Annotated in this window: 19 protein-coding genes and 1 pseudogene; 12 read left to right on the forward strand and 8 right to left on the reverse strand. The window is 55.0% G+C overall.

The window, feature by feature from the left end; genetic code table 11:
* Positions 1-200 precede the first annotated feature (200 nt).
* From pgaA to pgaD, 4 genes are read left to right on the forward strand one after another with little or no spacing between them, the layout of a single operon-like run.
* A complete protein-coding gene (gene pgaA / locus WFO70_RS04875) occupies positions 201-2666 on the forward strand; it encodes a poly-beta-1,6 N-acetyl-D-glucosamine export porin PgaA (RefSeq protein WP_442913351.1) in 2466 nt (821 codons plus the stop codon).
* 9 nt (positions 2667-2675) lie between these two features.
* Entirely contained in the window at positions 2676-4691 is a 2016-nt protein-coding gene (gene pgaB, locus WFO70_RS04880) for a poly-beta-1,6-N-acetyl-D-glucosamine N-deacetylase PgaB (RefSeq protein WP_337014908.1), read from the forward strand.
* Positions 4688-6022, forward strand: coding sequence for a poly-beta-1,6-N-acetyl-D-glucosamine synthase (gene pgaC, locus WFO70_RS04885; protein WP_337014909.1), 1335 nt, complete (start codon positions 4688-4690; stop codon positions 6020-6022). Before pgaB ends, pgaC begins: the two co-directional genes overlap by 4 nt.
* Positions 6019-6456 carry a poly-beta-1,6-N-acetyl-D-glucosamine biosynthesis protein PgaD gene (pgaD, locus tag WFO70_RS04890; protein ID WP_337014910.1) on the forward strand — a complete coding sequence of 146 codons (438 nt, stop codon included), beginning with the start codon at positions 6019-6021 and terminating at the stop codon, positions 6454-6456. The genes pgaC and pgaD overlap by 4 nt, the downstream gene beginning before the upstream one ends.
* Before the next feature lie 197 nt (positions 6457-6653).
* On the opposite strand, the gene WFO70_RS04895 is transcribed toward pgaD, so the two are convergent.
* Positions 6654-6986 carry an EmrE family multidrug efflux SMR transporter gene (locus WFO70_RS04895; RefSeq protein ID WP_337014911.1) on the reverse strand — a complete coding sequence of 111 codons (333 nt, stop codon included), beginning with the start codon at positions 6984-6986 and terminating at the stop codon, positions 6654-6656.
* A 136-nt stretch (positions 6987-7122) separates the two neighbouring features.
* Complete coding sequence (locus WFO70_RS04900) at positions 7123-8175, reverse strand: NAD(P)-dependent alcohol dehydrogenase (RefSeq protein ID WP_337014913.1); 1053 nt, start codon at positions 8173-8175, stop codon at positions 7123-7125.
* Between the two features lie 112 nt (positions 8176-8287).
* Here WFO70_RS04900 and WFO70_RS04905 point away from each other — a divergent pair, with 112 nt between their 5' ends.
* Both WFO70_RS04905 and WFO70_RS04910 read left to right on the forward strand, forming a co-directional pair.
* Positions 8288-8674, forward strand: a complete 387-nt coding sequence (locus tag WFO70_RS04905; protein ID WP_337014914.1) for a winged helix-turn-helix transcriptional regulator — start codon at positions 8288-8290, stop codon at positions 8672-8674.
* Positions 8675-8806: 132 nt separating this feature from the next.
* A complete protein-coding gene (locus WFO70_RS04910; RefSeq protein WP_337014915.1) occupies positions 8807-10072 on the forward strand; it encodes a Y-family DNA polymerase in 1266 nt (421 codons plus the stop codon).
* Positions 10073-10510: 438 nt separating this feature from the next.
* On the opposite strand, the pseudogene WFO70_RS04915 reads toward WFO70_RS04910, so the two are convergent.
* Positions 10511-10630 (reverse strand): annotated as a pseudogene (locus WFO70_RS04915) (SOS response-associated peptidase); the annotation flags it as partial.
* Between the two features lie 73 nt (positions 10631-10703).
* Between WFO70_RS04915 and WFO70_RS04920 the strand changes: the two are divergent.
* Together WFO70_RS04920 and WFO70_RS04925 are read left to right on the forward strand one after the other, a co-directional pair.
* A complete protein-coding gene (locus WFO70_RS04920; RefSeq protein WP_337014916.1) occupies positions 10704-11003 on the forward strand; it encodes a type II toxin-antitoxin system MqsR family toxin in 300 nt (99 codons plus the stop codon).
* Positions 11004-11005: 2 nt separating this feature from the next.
* Positions 11006-11407, forward strand: coding sequence for a type II toxin-antitoxin system MqsA family antitoxin (locus WFO70_RS04925; protein WP_337014917.1), 402 nt, complete (start codon positions 11006-11008; stop codon positions 11405-11407).
* Between the two features lie 43 nt (positions 11408-11450).
* Here WFO70_RS04925 and WFO70_RS04930 read toward each other — a convergent pair whose 3' ends face one another.
* Entirely contained in the window at positions 11451-12128 is a 678-nt protein-coding gene (locus WFO70_RS04930) for an SOS response-associated peptidase (RefSeq protein ID WP_337014918.1), read from the reverse strand.
* A gap of 80 nt (positions 12129-12208) precedes the next feature.
* Here WFO70_RS04930 and WFO70_RS04935 point away from each other — a divergent pair, with 80 nt between their 5' ends.
* The gene (locus WFO70_RS04935) at positions 12209-13039 is read left to right on the forward strand and encodes a DMT family transporter (RefSeq protein ID WP_337014920.1); all 831 of its coding nucleotides are present in this window, start codon (positions 12209-12211) and stop codon (positions 13037-13039) included.
* On the opposite strand, the gene WFO70_RS04940 is transcribed toward WFO70_RS04935, so the two are convergent.
* Both WFO70_RS04940 and WFO70_RS04945 read right to left on the reverse strand, forming a co-directional pair.
* Positions 13014-14816: a glycoside hydrolase family 15 protein gene (locus WFO70_RS04940; protein WP_442913352.1), complete on the reverse strand. Its 1803-nt coding sequence runs from the start codon at positions 14814-14816 to the stop codon at positions 13014-13016. The two genes, WFO70_RS04935 and WFO70_RS04940, sit on opposite strands and share 26 nt — an antisense overlap.
* A 206-nt stretch (positions 14817-15022) precedes the next feature.
* A complete protein-coding gene (locus WFO70_RS04945) occupies positions 15023-15610 on the reverse strand; it encodes a DUF4142 domain-containing protein (RefSeq protein ID WP_337014922.1) in 588 nt (195 codons plus the stop codon).
* A 242-nt stretch (positions 15611-15852) separates the two neighbouring features.
* On the opposite strand from WFO70_RS04945, the gene WFO70_RS04950 reads away from it, so the two are divergent.
* A complete protein-coding gene (locus WFO70_RS04950; protein ID WP_337014923.1) occupies positions 15853-16344 on the forward strand; it encodes a DinB family protein in 492 nt (163 codons plus the stop codon).
* Positions 16345-16438: 94 nt separating this feature from the next.
* Positions 16439-16963, forward strand: a complete 525-nt coding sequence (locus WFO70_RS04955; protein ID WP_337014924.1) for a GNAT family N-acetyltransferase — start codon at positions 16439-16441, stop codon at positions 16961-16963.
* A 30-nt stretch (positions 16964-16993) separates the two neighbouring features.
* On the opposite strand, the gene WFO70_RS04960 is transcribed toward WFO70_RS04955, so the two are convergent.
* On the reverse strand, positions 16994-17392 hold the full coding sequence (locus tag WFO70_RS04960; protein ID WP_337016610.1) for a helix-turn-helix domain-containing protein: 399 nt from the start codon (positions 17390-17392) through the stop codon (positions 16994-16996).
* Positions 17393-17470: 78 nt separating this feature from the next.
* Here WFO70_RS04960 and WFO70_RS04965 point away from each other — a divergent pair, with 78 nt between their 5' ends.
* The gene (locus tag WFO70_RS04965) at positions 17471-17950 is read left to right on the forward strand and encodes a DUF2938 domain-containing protein (protein WP_337016612.1); all 480 of its coding nucleotides are present in this window, start codon (positions 17471-17473) and stop codon (positions 17948-17950) included.
* Positions 17951-18007: 57 nt separating this feature from the next.
* Here the strand turns inward: WFO70_RS04965 and WFO70_RS04970 are convergent, their stop codons facing one another.
* Entirely contained in the window at positions 18008-19030 is a 1023-nt protein-coding gene (locus tag WFO70_RS04970; RefSeq protein WP_337014925.1) for a methionine synthase, read from the reverse strand.
* Positions 19031-19041 lie beyond the last annotated feature (11 nt).

Below are 19041 nucleotides of genomic sequence, written 5' to 3' on the forward strand. Positions count from 1 at the left end.
TGCTAACTTTTTTGAGCGGTATTCAGGTATTTTTTTTGCGAATACGTAGCCCTTGAATGGGTAATGATAAATACGAAAAAAGCATGATATTTTAAATTTAATTGTGCTTTTTTGTTTCTTGTTTAGCTATTAAGTTTTCGTCATCCTGTCGTCATGAATAAATGAAAAGCTCACGTTAAAACAGAGATAAAGGGATAGCTATGTTCAGAGTTTCCTGCTCCTCTTGCGTTATGAAACCTTTACGTTCAGGACGATACTTATTAATGGTGAGCATGTTATTCCCGACATGGGTATATGCCCAAATGTCTACCTACGACGAACTTATTATTCAGGCACGGGATGGCGACCGCCAGCCTTTATTGCAATACCTTGCCGATCGGGAAAAGCAGACACAGTTAACGCCGGGAGAGATTGCTGACTGGCTTCAGGTTTCCTCATGGTCCAATAACGACGTTGAGACGCTGGCGGTATGGGATCGTTATCGCCAACGCATGGCTATCCCTGCCAGAGGGCAGGTCGCTGCCGCCCGCGCGCTGCGTAACCAAAAGCAGTGGAATGCCTCGCTGGCCGCCTGGGAAAGCGTTCTGCAAGATGAGCCCGGCAATAGCGACGCCCGCACCGGCTGGATAATGACGCTCGCAGATGCCCATCGTAACGAGCAGGCCGTCACCGAAGCCCAGCGCTGGGCAGAGGAGGAGCCGGGGCCAGAGAGAGAGGCGCTGCTGGCTTATGTCTATCATGCTCAGGGGAAAAACTGGGATTCCGTAATGGCGGCCAGCCAACTCGATACCGATTCAGACCGCAACAAAAACGTGGTGCCCACGCTGTTGGCTGCCATGTCGGCCAACCGCATTGCCGGCCCCGCGCTGACCCTTTCAGAGCGCTACCCGCAGCCGGATGCCATTACGCGTCGCCTTGAACTGGATGCGGCAGCGCAAACCGTGCGCGCTGCGTTCACGCCCACCCGCAATGAAGAAGAACGCTTTCTGGTTGCAGATAAAGCACTGGCTCGCTATGACGCGCTGATTGCCGAGTGGAAAAAAGATCCCCAGGCGCAAGCGGACGTGCGACGCGCCAGAATCGACCGGTTGGGGGCGCTGGTTATCCGTAAGCACATGGATAAAGCGATCGCCGAATTTGAATCGCTCGAGGCGGACGGAACGCCTGTTCCTGACTACGCCAGAAGATGGGTCGCTTCTGCCTATCTTGCGCAGAAGCAGCCGGACAAAGCCGAGTCGCTGCTTGAAAGCATCTATTTTCCGCGTGGCTCGACCCTGGCATCCACGCCGCTGACCATGGACGATCAGCAGGAGCTGCTGTATGCCCGCCTCGATAACAACCATTTCGATGAAGCGAAGCAGCAACTGGATACATACCTTAAAGAGAGCCCTTACCTGCAAAAGGTCTATGGTTCTCCCACGCCGCAGCCCAATGACAACTGGCTGCTGGCCAGAACCTTACAAACCGAATATCTGGTCTCCATCAATGATTTGCCTGCCGCTGAGACGCATGCGGAGCGGTTGGCGCGTACAGGAGGGGGTAACCAGGCACTGCGTATTGCCTATGCGTCAGTGCTGCTGGCGAGAGGATTACCTCATGCCGCAGAGCGCGAACTCAAGCTTGCCGAAGTCCTTGAACCCAGCAACCTGACGCTGGAAAGGCAACAGGCATGGACGGCGATGGAGCTCCAGGAGTGGCGGCAGGCCGACGAACTGACGAAAGATGTGATCAGCCGCAGCCCGGATGACGCCGCCACGTTGCAGCTTGAGCGACTGATGGCGGTGCATAACAAAGCGGAACTGCGGATATCCGGGTCTCAGGGTATCTCCTCCGACAGTCCGGTCAGCGGCAAAAATGATTTTACCCTCAACACTGCGCTTTATAGCCCACCGATTAACCAAAACTGGCGACTGTTTACCGGCTACAACTTTGCCCGTGGCGATTTTGAGGAGGGCAAGGGAATCAGCCGGGACCTGCTGGCGGGCGCGGAATGGACATCAAGGGATATCTGGGCCGAAATGGAGATCTCCGGGCGCAACGATGGCAGCGATCAGAAAATCGGCGGACGCCTCTCTGGCTGGTACGATTTCAGCGACAACTGGCGGGCCGGGGCTTCGGCGGAGCGGTTATCCCGTAACACCCCGCTGCGTGCCCTGCGCAATGGGGTAAACGCCAACGGTGGCGATCTGTGGTTACGCTGGTATCAGAATGAACGACGCGAATATCAACTGTCGCTTTCCGGCGCCCATTTCACCGACGGCAACGATCGACTGGAATACGGCATCAGCGGTAAAGAACGTCTCTGGACCCTGCCACTGTTTACCCTGGATTTTATCCCCGGCATCGGCGGCAGCCATAACAGCAAAGAAAATGTGCCTTATTACAACCCCAAACGCGATCTTTCGGCGGTGGCCGGGCTGCGCGCCGAACAGGTGCTGTACCGCCATTATGACACGGTCTGGAAGCAACAGTTTGAGGCGGGGGCAGGCGGTTACTGGCAAAAAGGGCACAGCGCTGGGGCCATCAATCAGTTGGGTTACGGGCAACGTATTCAATGGAATAACGTAGTGGATGCCGGGGTGAAACTGACCTGGGATAAGCGTCCTTACGACGGGAAGCGAGAGCGCAATATTGCCCTCGCATTTGATCTGAATGTCAGGTTTTAAGGGCGCTTGATGATGAAAGGATGGTTTCTCGCCGCGAGGGTAATAGTCGGATGGATGATGATGAGCATGTGTGCATTGGCTGCGGCACCGCGCTATCTTCCTCCCGCCGAGCGGCCGCCGCTGTATGCGGACCAGCGCTGGCCCACAAACAGTTTTCTTGTGCTGGCCTGGCATGACGTGGAGGACGGTGCCGCCGATCAGCGCTATCTGTCCGTGCGCACCAGCGCCCTGAACGACCAGTTTGCCTGGTTGCAGGATAACGGCTACCACCCGATTAGCGTGCAGCAGGTGCTGGATGCCCATGCCGGGAAAATTACATTGCCTGAAAAGGCGGTGATGCTGACCTTTGATGATGGATACAGTAGCTTCTCGACGCGCGTTCTGCCGCTGCTGCGGTTGTTCAATTGGCCTGCGCTGTGGGCGCCTGTCGGCAGCTGGGTGGATGCACCGGAACATTCGCTGGTGGATTTTGGCGGACTCAAAACGCCGCGGGGAAAATTTGCCACCTGGAAGATGGTACGCGAGGCCAGCGAGTCGGGGCTGGTGGAAGTAGGGGCGCACACCTGGGCATCCCATTACGGCCATCAGGCCAATCCGCAGGGCAGTCAGGAGCCCGCAGCCGCAAACCGTTTATACGATAAAGCCAGCGGGCAGTACGAAACGGATGCGCAGTTTGAACAGCGTATGAATGCCGACCTGTCGCGCATTACGGGCAAAATCAAAGAGGTCACCGGGAAAGCGCCGCGAGCCTGGGTTTGGCCCTACGGTGCGGCGAGCGGGACAACGCTGAAGCTGGCGCATCAGCAGGGCTACCAGATGGCTTTCACCCTCAATCAGGGGCTGGCGAATGCCGCAAATCTGGAAGATGTTCCCCGGGTGCTGATTTCCAACAACCCTTCGCTGCGCAACTTCGCCAGCCAGATAGCGCAGGTCAGGGAACCTGAAACCATGCGGGTTATGCATGTCGATCTCGACTATGTGTACGACAAAAACCCCGCTCAACAGCGTAAAAATATCGATCTGCTCATCCAGCGTGTTTTCGATATGCAGATAACCCATGTCTTTTTACAGGCCTATGCCGATCCGAAAGGGGACGGCAACGTCAATGCGCTCTATTTCCGCAGTCGCTGGCTACCTATGCGGGCGGATCTGTTTAACTTCGTTTCCTGGCAGTTGCAGACCCGCGGCGGGGTGAGGGTTTACGCCTGGATGCCGGTACTGGCGTTTGGGTTAGACCCCTCGGTACCTCGCGTGGCGGCGTGGTCGCCAGACAGCGGACGAATTGCGCCAGATAACCGCGCTTATTTGCGCTTATCCCCCTGGAGTGCGGTTGCCCGCCAGAGGATCAACGACATCTACGAGGACCTGGCGCGTCATGCCAACTTCAATGGCATTCTGTTCCACGATGACGCTTTTTTGACCGACTTTGAGGATGCCTCCCCGGATGCGCTCAAAGCCTATCGTGCAGCAGGCTTCCCGGATAACCTCGCGCAGATCCGCGGCAACCCGCAACTGCTGGCGCGCTGGACGCGCTTTAAAAGTCGCGCCCTGATTGATTTTACCCGCCAGCTCACGCAAACCGTGCGTGCCGTGCGTGGCCCGCAGATCAAAACCGCCCGCAACATTTACGCCATGCCGGTACTGGATCCGCAGAGCGAAACCTGGTTTGCGCAGAATATGAATGATTTTCTCGGTACCTACGACTGGACAGCGCCAATGGCGATGCCGCTGATGGAAAATGTTCCGGTCAACGATGCCAATGCCTGGCTGGACAGACTCGTCGGGCAGGTCGCCCGTTACCCTGGCGCGCTGGATAAAACGGTTTTTGAACTTCAGGCGCGCGACTGGCGTAAGAGGGCAGGGCAGGACGAAATTAGCGGTGAAATGCTTAACGGGTGGATGCGGCAGCTCAAGCTGAGCGGCGCCAGAAACTATGGCTACTACCCGGACGATTTCATTAACGATCAACCCCGGATGGCAGAGATCCGTTCTGCTTTTTCCTCCTACTGGTATCCGCAAAAATGACCGATCGCCTCATCGCCTTTCTGATCCTTTGCCTGATGTTCAGTTTTCCGCTCGGCGTGGCGGTGGTTTTTACCGGTGAAGTGATCCTCGATTTCGTCTTTTTCTGGCCGCTGTTTATGTCGGCCCTCTGGATAAGCGGTGGAATTTACTTCTGGTTTCACCGCGAGCGCCACTGGCCATGGGGGCCGGGCACTCCGCCGCCTGTACTGGCTGGCAATCCGCTGATTTCCATTCTTGTGCCGTGCTTTAACGAAGGGGTGAACGCGCGTGAGACTATCGAAGCGGCGCTGGCGCAACGTTATGAAAATATTGAAGTGATTGCTATCAATGACGGTTCTATCGACAACACCGCGGCCGTGCTGGAGCAGTTAGCGAGTGAATATTCGCGGCTGCGGGTGATTCATCTGGCGGAAAACCAGGGAAAAGCGGTGGCCCTGCAGGCAGGTGCCGCGGCGGCGCGCAGTGACTTTCTGGTCTGTATTGATGGTGATGCGCTGCTGGATAAAGATGCGGCGGCGTATATGGTCGCACCGCTGCTCAACCACCCGCGCGTGGGGGCCGTGACCGGTAATCCGCGTATCCGCACGCGTTCAACGCTGATTGGGCGAGTCCAGGTGGGGGAGTTTTCATCTATTATCGGCCTCATCAAGCGTACCCAGCGCGTCTATGGTCAGGTCTTTACCGTTTCCGGTGTTATTGCCGCTTTTCGCCGTCGCGCCCTGGCAGAGGTGGGGTACTGGAGCCCGGATATGATCACGGAAGATATTGATATCAGTTGGAAGTTACAGCTGCGCCACTGGTCAATTTTCTTCGAGCCGCGTGCGCTGTGTTGGATTTTGATGCCCGAGACGCTGAAAGGGCTTTGGAAGCAGCGTCTGCGCTGGGCGCAGGGGGGCGCGGAGGTGTTTATTGTCAATATGCGTCGCTTGTGGGGCTGGGAGTACCGGCGCATGTGGCCTCTGTTTCTTGAGTTTTGCATGTCAACCGCATGGGCCTTTGCCTATGCCGTCAGCATTGTGTTGTTTCTCATCGGGCGGCTTATTCCGATGCCCGATTCCTTATATGTTCAGCACCTTTTCCCACCGGCTTTTACTGGCCTGATGCTGGGCGTGGTCTGTCTGGTGCAGTTCGCGGTCAGTCTGTTTATTGAAAGACGCTACGAGAAAGGTATTGCGGCGTCACTGTTCTGGGTTATCTGGTTTCCGGTGGTGTACTGGATGTTGAGTTTGTTCACTACGCTTGTGGCTTTCCCGAAAGTCATGCTGCGCCGCAAACGCAGCAGAGCTCGCTGGGTAAGTCCCGATCGCGGTATTGGGAGATTAAAACCATGATCCAACCTTTAATTTTTACTGAACAACGGCTGCTTCCACGCACGCTGGATTCCCTGTTAACGATCGTTGCCTGGCTGGGGTTTGGCTGGCTGATTTTCAGTGGGCTGATAAACGCGATTGAACATGATCCTTTAATGGGAACCAGGCCGTTCTATACCACGCTCCTTACGTTACGTATCTACCTGCTGGTGGCCGGTCTTATCGTTCTGGCGCTGGTCGGCTGGGCAAAATACAACCAGCTGCGCTTTCGTATTGAACGTCGTAAGCGTCGGCCCGGACTTGAGCAGCATGAAGTTGCGGCCAGTTTCAATATCACCTCCGAACTGGCGCTAATGATGAGTCAGGCCCAGGTCTTTACCCTTGCCCATTACGACACGGGGGCCATTGACCGCGTGTGGATGGCGAAAATCCTCGCTAACGTGCAGAGCGAGTAACGAACATCTCATATAAATTGAAAAATGGGCTGACTATTCACGCAAACAGGTGATTTCACCACCATGAACCGGCGCTTTTGCGCCGTTCTTGCATCTGAGGTTCATAGTCTAAGCGTGACTAAACCAGGACTCTGCTCTTTTTGGTTAGTCCTTCTGAAGGAGCAAAATGGGCCATATCTGACGCGCCTGAAAGAGATTTAATGAGGCGAGGATTTTGAAAAAATATTAATAACCAGAACGCCAGCGATAATCAGGAACATGCCTGCCAGTGCCGGGAAATCAAGCTTTTGCCCACTTACCACCCACCCTAAAAGGCTAATCAGTACGATTCCGGCACCTGACCATATTGCGTATGCAATGCCTGTAGGTATGGTCGACAGCGTCTGGGCGAGGAGGTAGAAAGCGGTACAGTAGCAAAAAATGGTTCCTACAGATGGCCATAGGCGTGTAAATCCGTCAGCGTATTTCATTAAGGTTGTACCGATAACTTCAGCTACGATGGCCCCACCAAGTAACAGGTATGTATTCATAATCCGCCCTCATGCTTTAAAGCAAATAATCATTATATCATATAGGGTTAGCTATGTTGAAAGGACGCAATGGGGCAGTACAAACACGTCCGCTCCTGGCACAAAGCGGCCCGAAATGGCCGCCCCAGATTTCGCGTTACTGCCAGCTCGTCCTCTGCATATCAATGACAAAGCGATACTTCACGTCCCCCTTAAGCATACGGGCAAAGGCGGCCTCGATATCCTCGCCAGCAATCATTTCAATATCGGCAGTAATATTGTGCTCACCGCAGAAGTTCAACATCTCCTGGGTTTCCTGGATGCTGCCAATCGACGAACCGCTGATGCTTAAACGTCGGAACACCATGGGCGTAATATCCGGCGCGTCGTGCGGCTGGTCCGGAATGCCCACCAGCACCAGACGGCCATTGGTTTTCAGCGTGGCCAGATAAGGATCCAGATCGTGCGGTGCCGCTACGCAGTCAATGATAAAATCCAGCGAGGTCTGGCAGGCGGCCATTTGCGCAGCATCGCGCGATACCACGACCTGTTTAGCCCCCAGGCGGCGGGCATCGTTTCCCTTCTCCGGCGAGGTGGTAAACAGCGTCACTTCCGCCCCCATCGCACTGGCAAGCTTCACTGCCATATGGCCTAATCCCCCCAGCCCCACGACACCAACACGATCGCCTGCTTTAACATTGAAATGGCGCAGCGGCGACCAGACGGTGACGCCCGCACATAACAGGGGGGCAACCCCGGCCAGCGACAGGTTTTGCGGTACAACAACAACAAAATGCTGATCGACAATGACGCTCTGCGCATAGCCGCCCCGGGTTCTTTCGCCGGTATATTTATCCAGGCCGTTGTAGGTTGCCGTAAAACCCGCTTCACAATACTGCTCTTCGTGGTGCTTGCAGAAATGGCACTCGCGGCAGGAATCAACCATCACGCCCACCCCGACGATATCACCGGGTTTAAAACGGGTGGCTTCGTCGCCAACTTCCATGACGCGTCCGACTATTTCATGTCCCGGCACCAGCGGATACTGACTAACCGCCCATTCGTTACGCGCCATATGGAGATCGGAGTGGCACACGCCGCAAAAGAGGATCTCGATTTTGACATCCTGCTTTTGCAAGGCGCGCAGTGAAATCTGGCCTGGTGTTAAGGGTTGTGCCGCGTCATGTGCGATCAATGCGTTGATTTTCATCTTACCTCAGGAATCTGCTGGTTCTGGCTAACTCAAGGGGGCAGACTATAGACAACAGGATCCCATATTGATAGTAGTCACCATTTGGTGACCATAAGCAGAGGACAGAACAATGCCAGCCTGGGTTGAGGGTAAACTCTTTTTCTATGCGGACTCTCCGCCGCGCCGCCTGATGGAGCTCTTTTCAGTTAAATGGAGCACAATGGTGCTGCACGCGCTGTATCACTGGCCGGATGAACGCGCCCGTACCGGTGAGTTACAGCGTAGCCTGCAGGGGATTTCCAAAAAAATGCTGTTCCAGACGCTGAAAGAGCTGGAGATGCGGGGTTTGATTGCCCGCCATGTGTATGACGTGATCCCACCCAAAGTCGATTACCGTCTGACCCCACTTGGCAGAACCTTTGCCGAACCCATTGAACAAATGTATCAGTGGGGGTTAGATAATCAGTCCGCACTGGATGAAATGGAGGCCTGTTATCAGAGGGCATCGTCTGGCTGATACGGCTACTGTCAGCGCCTTGATTTCTCCCGGAATTCATAGATACTGTATAAATATACAGTTAAATGGATTTGTTTCTATGCCATTCATCCTTCCGCGCGTTACCGCACTTGTTAGCGAGCGCCAATAATCATGTTTGCGCTTGTGGACGTGAATAGCTTCTATGCCTCTTGCGAAACCGTGTTCCGCCCGGATCTGAAGGGGCGCCCGGTAGTGGTGCTGTCGAATAACGATGGCTGCGTCATCGCCCGCAGCGCCGAAGCGAAAGGGCTGGTGACCATGGGGGCACCGTATTTCAAACAGAGAGACATTTTTCGCCGTCACGGCATTGTGACCTTCAGCAGTAACTACGAACTGTACGCCGATATGAGCCTCCGGGTGATGACCACCCTGGAGGAGATCGCTCCCCGGGTCGAAATCTACTCCATCGATGAGGCCTTCTGCGATCTTACCGGAGTCAGCAACTGCCTCAACCTGGAGGCCTTTGGCCGTGAAATCCGGCAAACGCTGCTGCAACGCACGCACCTGACCGTCGGGGTCGGCATTGCCCCCACCAAAACCCTCGCCAAGCTGGCAAATTTCGCGGCGAAAAAATGGCAGCGGCGGACCGGCGGCGTGCTCGATCTCTCCAGCGTCGAGCGCCAGCGTAAACTGATGGCGGCGCTGCCCGTCGAAGAGGTGTGGGGCGTCGGGCGGCGGTTGAGTAAAAAGCTCAATGCCCTGGGAATTAACACCGCGCTGGATCTGGCCGATAGCCATATCGCTGTTATCCGCAAACATTTCAGCGTGGTGCTGGAGCGTACCGTCCGGGAATTGCGCGGCGAGCCCTGTCTCGGCTTTGAGGAGTATCCGCCGCACAAGCAGGAGATCGTCTGCTCCCGCTCATTCGGCGAACGGGTCTCTGACTACGAGGCAATGCGCCAGGCCATCTGCAGCTATGCGGCTCGCGCCGCCGAAAAGATGCGGGCCGAGCACCAGTACTGCCGGTTCATCTCCGCCTTCGTCAAGACCTCGCCCTTCGCCCTGAATGAGCCTTACTATGGCAACAGCGCTTCAGTCAAACTGCTGACGCCCACCGAAGACAGCCGGGACATTATCAACGCGGCAACGCGCTGTCTGGACGCCATTTGGCGGGAGGGGCTGCGCTATCAGAAGGCCGGGGTGATGCTGGGGGATTTTTACAGTTCCGGCGTCGCGCAGCTCAATCTGTTTGATGAAAATCCCCCCCGGCGCAACAGTGCCGGGCTGATGGCAGCCATCGATACCCTCAATAAAAAAGAGGGGCGCGGCACCCTCTGGTTTGCAGGGCAGGGCATCGAACAGCAATGGCAAATGAAAAGAGAAATGCTCTCTCCCCGATATACCACGCGGTTCTCTGATTTATTGCGGGTGAGATAAGCCTTAATAGCTGAAATAATCGGGATAGCGAAATGAAATAAAGGCGAAATGAGAGATTTTTATACGATATATCCCTGGTGGATTGATATTTACGTTAAGGTAGTGGTTCTACTCACCTGCCCGGAGGGGCTATTCCCAACCTAAAATTTGAGTGCCCGGTTTGCACAAGTAGACGCTTTCGTTTTACCACGTTTAGCCCAGAGCAAACCCAACCTCATGGTGCTGTATGTTCCGTCTGTGGAACCCGACTCACCTCCCACTCATGCGTGCCGCTCCCGAAAAGGAGACGCTGGCCAAAACAGGTTGTATAAGCGTAAGCGGGGGGCCGACCTGGCCCCTCCTTAGATATTATTTTACCGCTTCGCTTACCCGTCTTTTATATTTTCTGAGTTTCAGTAAGTTCCAGAAAATAACGGTTATCAGGATCATCGACTTATTTTACGAGCCGCTGATTTTACTGATAAGTTCTGCGTTTTGATTCTTCACATTCCCCACCGCCCGGGTAACGGCATGCCAGTGGAACTGGTCTGCGGGAACTGCGGCAATCCTCGCATTTTCAACACCCACTATCTTTACTTGCTACCTCCGTAAATTTAACCTGTTTGCATAATTTGGCATTTAGGTTAATCTTATGGAAAAGAGAACACCGCATACTCGCTTACATATCGTTAAGGCGATGGTACGAGCTGGATTGACTGCAATAACCCACTCTGCATTGACTGGCGCAGCCCAGATGGGTTTTTGTTCCAGACAGGAGATTTTTGAAGTGATCCTAAAGCTGGAACCTGCTGATTTTTACAAAAGTATGACCGCCCACCATGATCATACGTGCTGGCACGACGTGTACCGGACTGGCTACAACGGCCAACAGATTTACATGAAGTTTATTGTGACCGATGGCGTACTGGTGGTGTCATTTAAGGAGTTATGAAGATGAAATGTCCTGTTTGCGGTGGCGCGGAGTTACTACATGAAAGCCGCGATATTGCTTATGAATACAAAGGCCAGAAGACGATCTTTCATGCCGTTAAAGGGCAGTTTTGCGATGCATGTGGCGAAATTATTTTCGGCAACGGGGAAGGCGATGAGTACTTTGCCGACATGCTGGCATTTAACCGTAAGGTAAATGCCGAAGAGGTGGATCCCACTTTCATCGCGAAGGTGCGCAAACGCCTGAACCTGGACCAACGCCAGGCGGCTGAAATTTTCGGCGGCGGGGTCAATGCCTTTAGCCGTTATGAAACGGGGCGTGTTGCGCCGCCACGGCCATTAGTGTTGTTGTTTAAAGCGCTGGATAAACATCCTGAACTTCTGGAAGAACTGAAACAGGCTTAACCGGCCACGCCTTGCCAGAAGCGATTCTCAGGTGATGCAGCGTTTAAGATGCACTGATTTCATCAATCAATTCTGGCCCTTGATTCTTCACATTCCCCACCGCCCGGGTAACGGCATGCCAGTGGAACTGGTCTGCGGGTACTGCACCGGTCCGGGCGATCTCTTCTGCCTCTTGCCCGCTGACCGTCTCACGCAGCCATTCCCGCGCCGCCTCCGGCGTTAACACCAGCGGTCGCCGGTCGTGGATATCCACCAGCCCTTTATCCGCCGCGGCGGTGACGATCAGAAATCCTTCCGCCTCATCCCCGCGTTCAAACGGCGTGCTGCCGATGGCGGCCATAAAAATGGGTTGCCCGTCGGCGCGATAGATAAAGTAAGGCTGCTTTTTATCCTGCTCTTTTTTCCACTCGAACCAGCCGTCGGCAAAGACAATCGCCCGGCCATGATGCCACAGCGGTTTAAACATCCGGCTGCTGGCGGCAGTCTCCAGGCGGGCGTTAATCAGCGGAGCCTTGTCCCACCAGCCGGGGGCGTAGCCCCAGAAGACCGGGTCGAGATGCAACAGATCGTCGCGCTCGCTGAGCACGAGCACTTTGGTGCCGGGCGCAACGTTGTAGCGCCCGATAGGTTGCGGGTCGTAAGGAATATCGCAATCCGCTTCATCGGCAAGAAAGGCCAGATACGCTTCCCGAGTCTGCGCCTGGGCGAAACGTCCACACATAGTCACCTCCAGAGGTTAACTTTACTAGTATAGGTTGTGTAGTTTCCGGAAACGGGCTGGTTGCACTTATGAGAGAAGGTATGACAGGAAAAATAATACTCACCATGCTGGCGTTTGCCGCGAACTCCGTCCTGTGCAGGGTGGCGCTGACCGGTGGATACATCGATCCGGCCTCCTTCAGCGATGTGCGGATCGCCAGCGGTGCCCTGTTCCTGATAGTTCTGATGAGCCTCCGAAAAAAACCGGCATCGAAAATACATTACGACTGGCGCAGCGGCCTGGTCCTGACGCTGTATGTCCTGGCGATGTCCTGGTCCTATCTGCAGATCGATACCGGAACAGGGGCGCTGCTGCTGTTCGGCACGGTACAGACGGCCATGGTCATCTACGGTTGGCGACAGGGAGAAAAAATAGGTGTGCTGAAGGGAACGGGGCTGGTTCTGGCAGTGGCTGGGACCGGGCTGCTCCTGCTGCCCGGCGCACATGCCCCGGAACCGGCCAGCGCGCTGATGATGATTGGCTCCGGGCTGGCCTGGGCCTACTACTCGGTGAAAGGGAAAAGCATGCCGGAGGCCATCCCGGCGACGACGGGGAATTTTATTCTCGCTGTCCCTTTCACGCTCATTCTCTCGCTATTGCCGTCCGTGAACAGATTTGCCAGCGCGCCCGGCCTGGTGTTTGCCATAACGTCCGGGGCGCTGGCTTCAGGCGCGGCCTACGCCCTGTGGTATACGCTGTTGCCGAAGATGAAAGCCATGACCGCAAGTACCGTGCAGCTCAGCGTCCCTTGCCTTGCCACCCTGGGCGGGGTGGTACTGCTTGGGGAGACATTCAGCCTGCGTATGCTGCTGTCGATGTGCGCCGTGCTACTCGGGATTACGATGGTTATTCGGGCCCGTGATGCTCGCTGATGGCCTGCGCGGCGCAGATCAGCGCAAGGTGGCTCAGACCCTGGGGCATATTGCCGACCCACTCACCGGTGCGGGTATCAAACATCTCGTTGAAGGTTTCTACGTTACCACGGTGGCACAACGTTTTGAGTATTTCCTCCATACTCTCTGCGGCAACCGCCGGTTCACCCATCGATGCCCAGGCCTCTGCCAGCCAGAATGAGCAGGCAATAAAGGTGCTCTCCTCCTGCTCAACGCCGCTGTAGCGGTAGACCATCGCGCTGTTATGGCCCAGCTCGCGGTGGATAGCCTGATAGGTCAGCTTCATGCGTTTCGGGTTCACTTTCACACCGTAGCGTGAAACCAGCGCCAGCGAGGCGTCGAGCTGCCCGCCGTCCCCGACGTAGAAGCAGTAGGACTGATGGGTTTCCGACCAGCAGTGCTCCTCAACCCAGTCGCGGATCCGGTCCCGCTCGCGTTCCCAGCGCGCCTTCCAGGTGGGTTCGATATGGCTGTGCTCCGCCAGCACCACGGCGCAGTCCAGCGCCAGCCAGCAGGACATTTTCGAGTGGGTGTAATGTCGCTCTTCCGGCAGCTCCCAGATCCCGGAATCCTTCATGCGCCAGCGGTCGGCGCACTGATTGGCAAGGTGCCCGAGGAAACGTGAGGTGCCCGTATCCAGAATATGGCCCGCTTCAACAAACAGCTTTGCCACCCCAAGCATATCGGCATACATACTCAGCTGACGCTGGTTGCGGGCGTTATTGCCAATGCGCACCGGCTGCGAATCCCGGTAGCCCTGGAGCTCCGCGTACTGCTCTTCCGGAACCAGCTCCCCTTCGAGGGTGTAGCAGGCCTGCATCTCCGGGCCGTGTTTGATAATGGTTTTCGACAACCAGGAGAACGCCGCCTTACACTCTTCAAGTGTGCCCAGATAGGTAAAGGCTTTGATGATCAGGCACGCATCTCTCACCCAGGCAAAGCGATAGTCGTAGTTTTTCTTGCCGCCGATCCCTTCCGGCAGGGAGGTGGTGGCCGCCGCGGCCAGCGCGCCGGTTGGCGAGTACCAGAGGAACTTCAGCGCCAGCGCCGAGCGGATCACGTGATCTTTATAGAGGCCATCGTATTTCAGCCCCTGCACCCAGTCCCGCCAGGCGGTATGGCTGGTTTCGATGCGGTTATCAATCGCCTGAATATCCGGCACCGCCAGCGGTTCACTCTGGGTGACCAGCAGGGCGACCACCTCCCGGCTGCCCTTTTTAAGGGTGATCTCCGCCTCGATCTCCTCGTCATCGGCGTGGGTAATCACGACGTTTTCGCTGGTATGCAGCATCGCCATCAGGTCGCCGATATGATAAACGCTGCCCTTGAAGGTGTCGGAGCGCCAGGGCGAGCGGGTTTCGATCATGGTTCCGAAGCGCAGATGGAGCCGGAAAGGCACCGTGCCACGCACCCCTTCCAGCCGCCGCGCCAGTTCGCTCCAGGGCAGACGCCCGGCCAGTGTGCTGTTGATGGATTCGGTTAATAACACCACGCCGTCAGCCGTCTCATACCGGGTTTCCAGCACGTTGCTGTCCTCGCGATAGGCGCGGGAGACGGTGTAGTCCGTCGCGGGCGTGAGGCTGAAAAATCCGCCGATCTTCGGATCAAGCAGGCGGTCAAACAGGGGCGGGGAGTCGAGATTGGGCGCGCTCCACCAGTCAATCGAGCCATCCGGGGCGATGAGCGCTACAGAGCGGCCCTCGCCGATGGCGGCATAATCACCCAGACCAATAAACCCTTCCTCACGTACAGGCATCGTGTATTTAGCATTTTTCAAATGAGTCATCCCTTTAGTCTGGCGCAGCAGGCCGCGTTATCGTCACCTTGTGGTCAGGCCCATAAAGCCTGGCATACTGTGACGGATATCGCGCTTAGAGGGGGAACATTTGAGAATTCAGGTCGTTAACGGGCGGGTTTTAGCGGTGGGCGACAGCATCAACGCTGAGCCCACCGGACACCTGATTACTTGTCTGCGGGCATCTTCATCTGCTCGGCTGACTTCAGGTGCTGCTCAACGACCGGCGTATGCGCATCGGCCAGGGCCTTCACATCGGGATCCTTGATGTTTTTGGCGTCACTCTGCAGTTTCGACAACACCATTTTGTGGTCTTTGTTACCAGCGTTTTCCATGTACATCTTGTCAAAGGCATCGCCGCTCTCTTTTTCCAGCTTGTCGGCCATGGCCTTGTGTTTAGCGTCCGGCTCGGTCGGCAGCGTCACATCCTTTTGCTTAGCCACCGTCTGGACTTTGGTTAAAGCATCGCCGTGATCATCGACCATCTTCTGCGCGAAGGCTTTGACTTCGCTACTTTTCGCCTTGCTCAGGGCGATCTTCCCGGCGGCAACTTCATTGATGTTGGCCTGCGCCATGTCCTTTAACGCTTTTTCGTCACCGGAGCTGAGTTTAGCCATCGATCCGGTCGAACTGGTCTGGGCTGAGGCGTCACTTTGCGCGGCGCTCGTTGACTGGGCCTGCACGCCGACAGCGCTGAACATCGCTGCGAGTGATGAGGCAAGCAGCAGTACTTTCAGATTGTTACGCTTTTGCATGTTGTTCTCCTGATGGTCATGGGTAGGGTAGGTATCAGGTCATTAACCGTGCATATCCTGCTGACTAAAATACAACTGCAATGGTCAGTATAGTGGATGGGCAGGTTGCGACAGCAGATTAAGCTATTATCCTGGTGGAAGGGCGGCAGGAAATGATGCAGGGGAGGAGCCAGAAGCAAAAGTGAGTGGAGTACCCTGGTATGTTGCTGATATGATAGAAAAATGTATAAAAGAGGTGGCGTATGAGTACAGACAAGATAGCTACGTTGTTTAGATATAAGCGCTGGATAGACAGTGAAACTTTACAAGCGATTAAAAGAGTTGATGTTTCTGCTAATGCAGAAAAGCGCCATCTGACGCTCAGATTGATGAATCACATCTATGTCGTTGATATGATTTTTCGAGCTAACATTACCGGCCAGAAGCACACCTACACGGCCCTGAATACGCCAGAAACCCCCTCTGCAGATGAACTTTTGACAAAGATGAGTGAATGCACTGAGTGGTATATTCACCATGTCGATTCAATGACCCCCGCAGAGCTTGTAGAAACCATAAAATTCCAGTTTGTCGATGGCGGACAGGGAGAAATGAAAGCGGTCGATATGCTCAATCATGTGCTGTTTCATGGGACATATCATCGGGGTGCAGTGGGCTGGCTGCTTTCAGAAAGTGGCATCACCCCTCCGAAGGATGTACTGACCGTTTTTCTCAGAGATCATAACCACGATTAAGAAGAGACGTTAAGTATCGCTTTGTCATCGATATGCAGGCTACGCGCGGGTAGCGCACAGGCATAATGTTCTCTTATTGAGTAGGAAGGATCGTATGGATAACCCGGGCCTGGACATCACTATCAGCCCTGCACAGCCTGAACATTTTGCTGCATTACGTGCCATTGAATTAGCTGCTTTTGAGACACTACGCGAAGCAGGGGCGGTAACAGGTCAGGCTGTCGCAAATCGGCTGGAGGATTTTTGTGATTTCAGCCGCGACGGTTTGCTGCTCGCCGCGTTTACTCCAGATACTACCCCCGTAGGCTTTATAGCTGGCAAAATCGAAAACAGATGGCTGCACATTGCTGAAATGGATGTGCATCCACACTGGCAGCGCCGCGGGATCGGCAGAGTGTTATTGCAGACAATGCTCTCTTACGGGCAGCAATGCGGCCTGGCCGGTGCCACATTGACAACAGATAACATAGCCGCCTTCAACGCAAAATTTTATACCACGCTGGGTTTTGCGGTAGTGGAGGGCGAATCGTGCCCGCTTCACCTGATAAGCCAGAAAGAAGAGGAAGTTGAAATGGGGTTCGATCCGGCGCGGCGCGTAGGGATGCGGTTGGACTTTTAAGGTTGCGAGGGGCTTAGGGTAAGAAAGGGTTTATCCGACCAGCTTTAGCCCTTTCGCAATTACTCTTTTAAACTCTTCGCAATCGGTATGCACTGGCTGCGTACACTGTGCAACATGCTTAAGCCCACGGCTTAACAGCTGTAGTTTGCGAATGGTCGCGTCAATCTCCCTCGAGCGTTGGCTAAGACGCTCGCGATCCAGGGCTATTTTACCTTCCGTCCCGAACATCGACGCAATCTCATCCAGAGTAAATCCTGCCGCCTGTCCCAACGTTATCAGTTGCAGTTTACTAAGCACATTTTCGTGGTACTGCCGTCTCAGGCCATTACGGCCAACAGGTTTGATTAACCCTTTCTTTTCGTAATACCGCAGCGCTGAGGCTGTCACCCCGGCAAGCTCCGCGACTACTCCGATATCCAGTTCCTTCATCATTGACTTAAACCGCGCTTTAAGTTGCACACTGGCGACCAGCTTATCATTTCACGGAAAAAGGGGCAGTCATTGGATATGTTTATTGTTTTGAAAACGGTCCTGACAGGCATTGGCGCAACGCTGGTGATGGATGTGTGGTCAGGGTGTCAAAAGCACTTCCTCAGGATCCCACCACTCAACTATGCCCTGGTGGGGCGCTGGATATTAAGTTTGCCCGGGGGAAAGTTTTACCATCATACGATTAACTCGACGCCGCGAATGCGGGGTGAGTTGATGACTGGCTGGGTATTTCACTATCTGACCGGGATAGTTTTTGCTTTCATACCCCTTTTACTGAAGGGTGCAGTTTGGTTCAGTGAACCCTCTCTTTCAGCAGGCCTGCTGGCAGGTGTAGTAACGCTATTTGCGCCGTTTATGATCCTGCAGCCGGCGTTGGGTTTTGGCATCGCTGCGTCGCGCACGCCTCGCCCGTGGCTGGCTCGCCTGCTGAGTCTGCTCACGCACATGGCGTATGGATTCGGGCTTTATGTCGCGGCCTTTGCGATCGCTGAGTGACTTTCTGGGGAAAGGCCGGGCGCGCGTCGCTTGCCCGGCCTGGGTAGAGGCTAAAGCTTATAGCTCTCTGCGAATAATCTCCGCCCCGGCGCTTAAGGCATTCAGTTTGCCGTTAGCAACCTGACGGGACAGGGGAGCCATCCCACAGTTGGTCGACGGATAGAGCTTGTCGGCATCAACGAACTGCAATGCCTTGCGTAAGGTGCTGGCCACTTCTTCCGGCGTCTCGATGGTGTTGGTGGCCACATCAATGGCACCTACCATCACTTTTTTACCGCGGATCAGCTCCAGCAGATCCATCGGCACGCGGGAGTTATGGCACTCCAGCGAGATAATATCGATATTCGAGGTCTGGAGTTTAGGGAAGGCCTCTTCATATTGCCGCCACTCGGATCCCAGGGTCTTTTTCCAGTCGGTGTTGGCTTTGATGCCATAGCCGTAGCAGATGTGTACCGCCGTTTCACACTTCAGCCCTTCAATGGCGCGTTCCAGCGCGGCGATACCCCAGTCATTCACCTCATCAAAGAACACGTTAAAGGCAGGCTCATCAAACTGGATAATATCCACACCCGCCGCCTCTAACTCTCTGGCTTCCTGGTTGAGAATTTTGGCGAACTCCCAGGCCAGTTTTTCACGGCTCTTATAGTGATTGTCATAGAGGGTGTCGATCATGGTCATCGGACCCGGCAGCGCCCATTTGATCGGCTGGGTGGTGAGCTGACGAAGATATTTCGCGTCGTCGACAAACACCGGCTTCTGACGGGCGACGGCACCTACAACGGTCGGCACGCTGGCATCATAGCGATTACGGATCTTAACCACTTCACGCTTCTCAAAATCGACGCCGCTGAGGTGTTCAATAAAGGTGGTAACGAAGTGCTGACGCGTTTGCTCACCATCGCTGACGATATCAATACCCGCCCGCAGCTGATCGTCGAGGGATAACCGCAGCGCATCCTGCTTACCGGCGAGTAATTCCTCATTTTCCAGCTTCCAGGGAGACCACAGGGTCTCAGGTTGCGCAAGCCAGGACGGTTTTGGCAGGCTGCCAGCCGTAGAGGTGGGGAGCAATGTTTTCATAACAGGTGACC

Origin of the sequence: Leclercia sp. AS011 (genome assembly GCF_037152535.1) — a bacterium.
In the GTDB taxonomy this organism is placed as follows: domain Bacteria; phylum Pseudomonadota; class Gammaproteobacteria; order Enterobacterales; family Enterobacteriaceae; genus Enterobacter.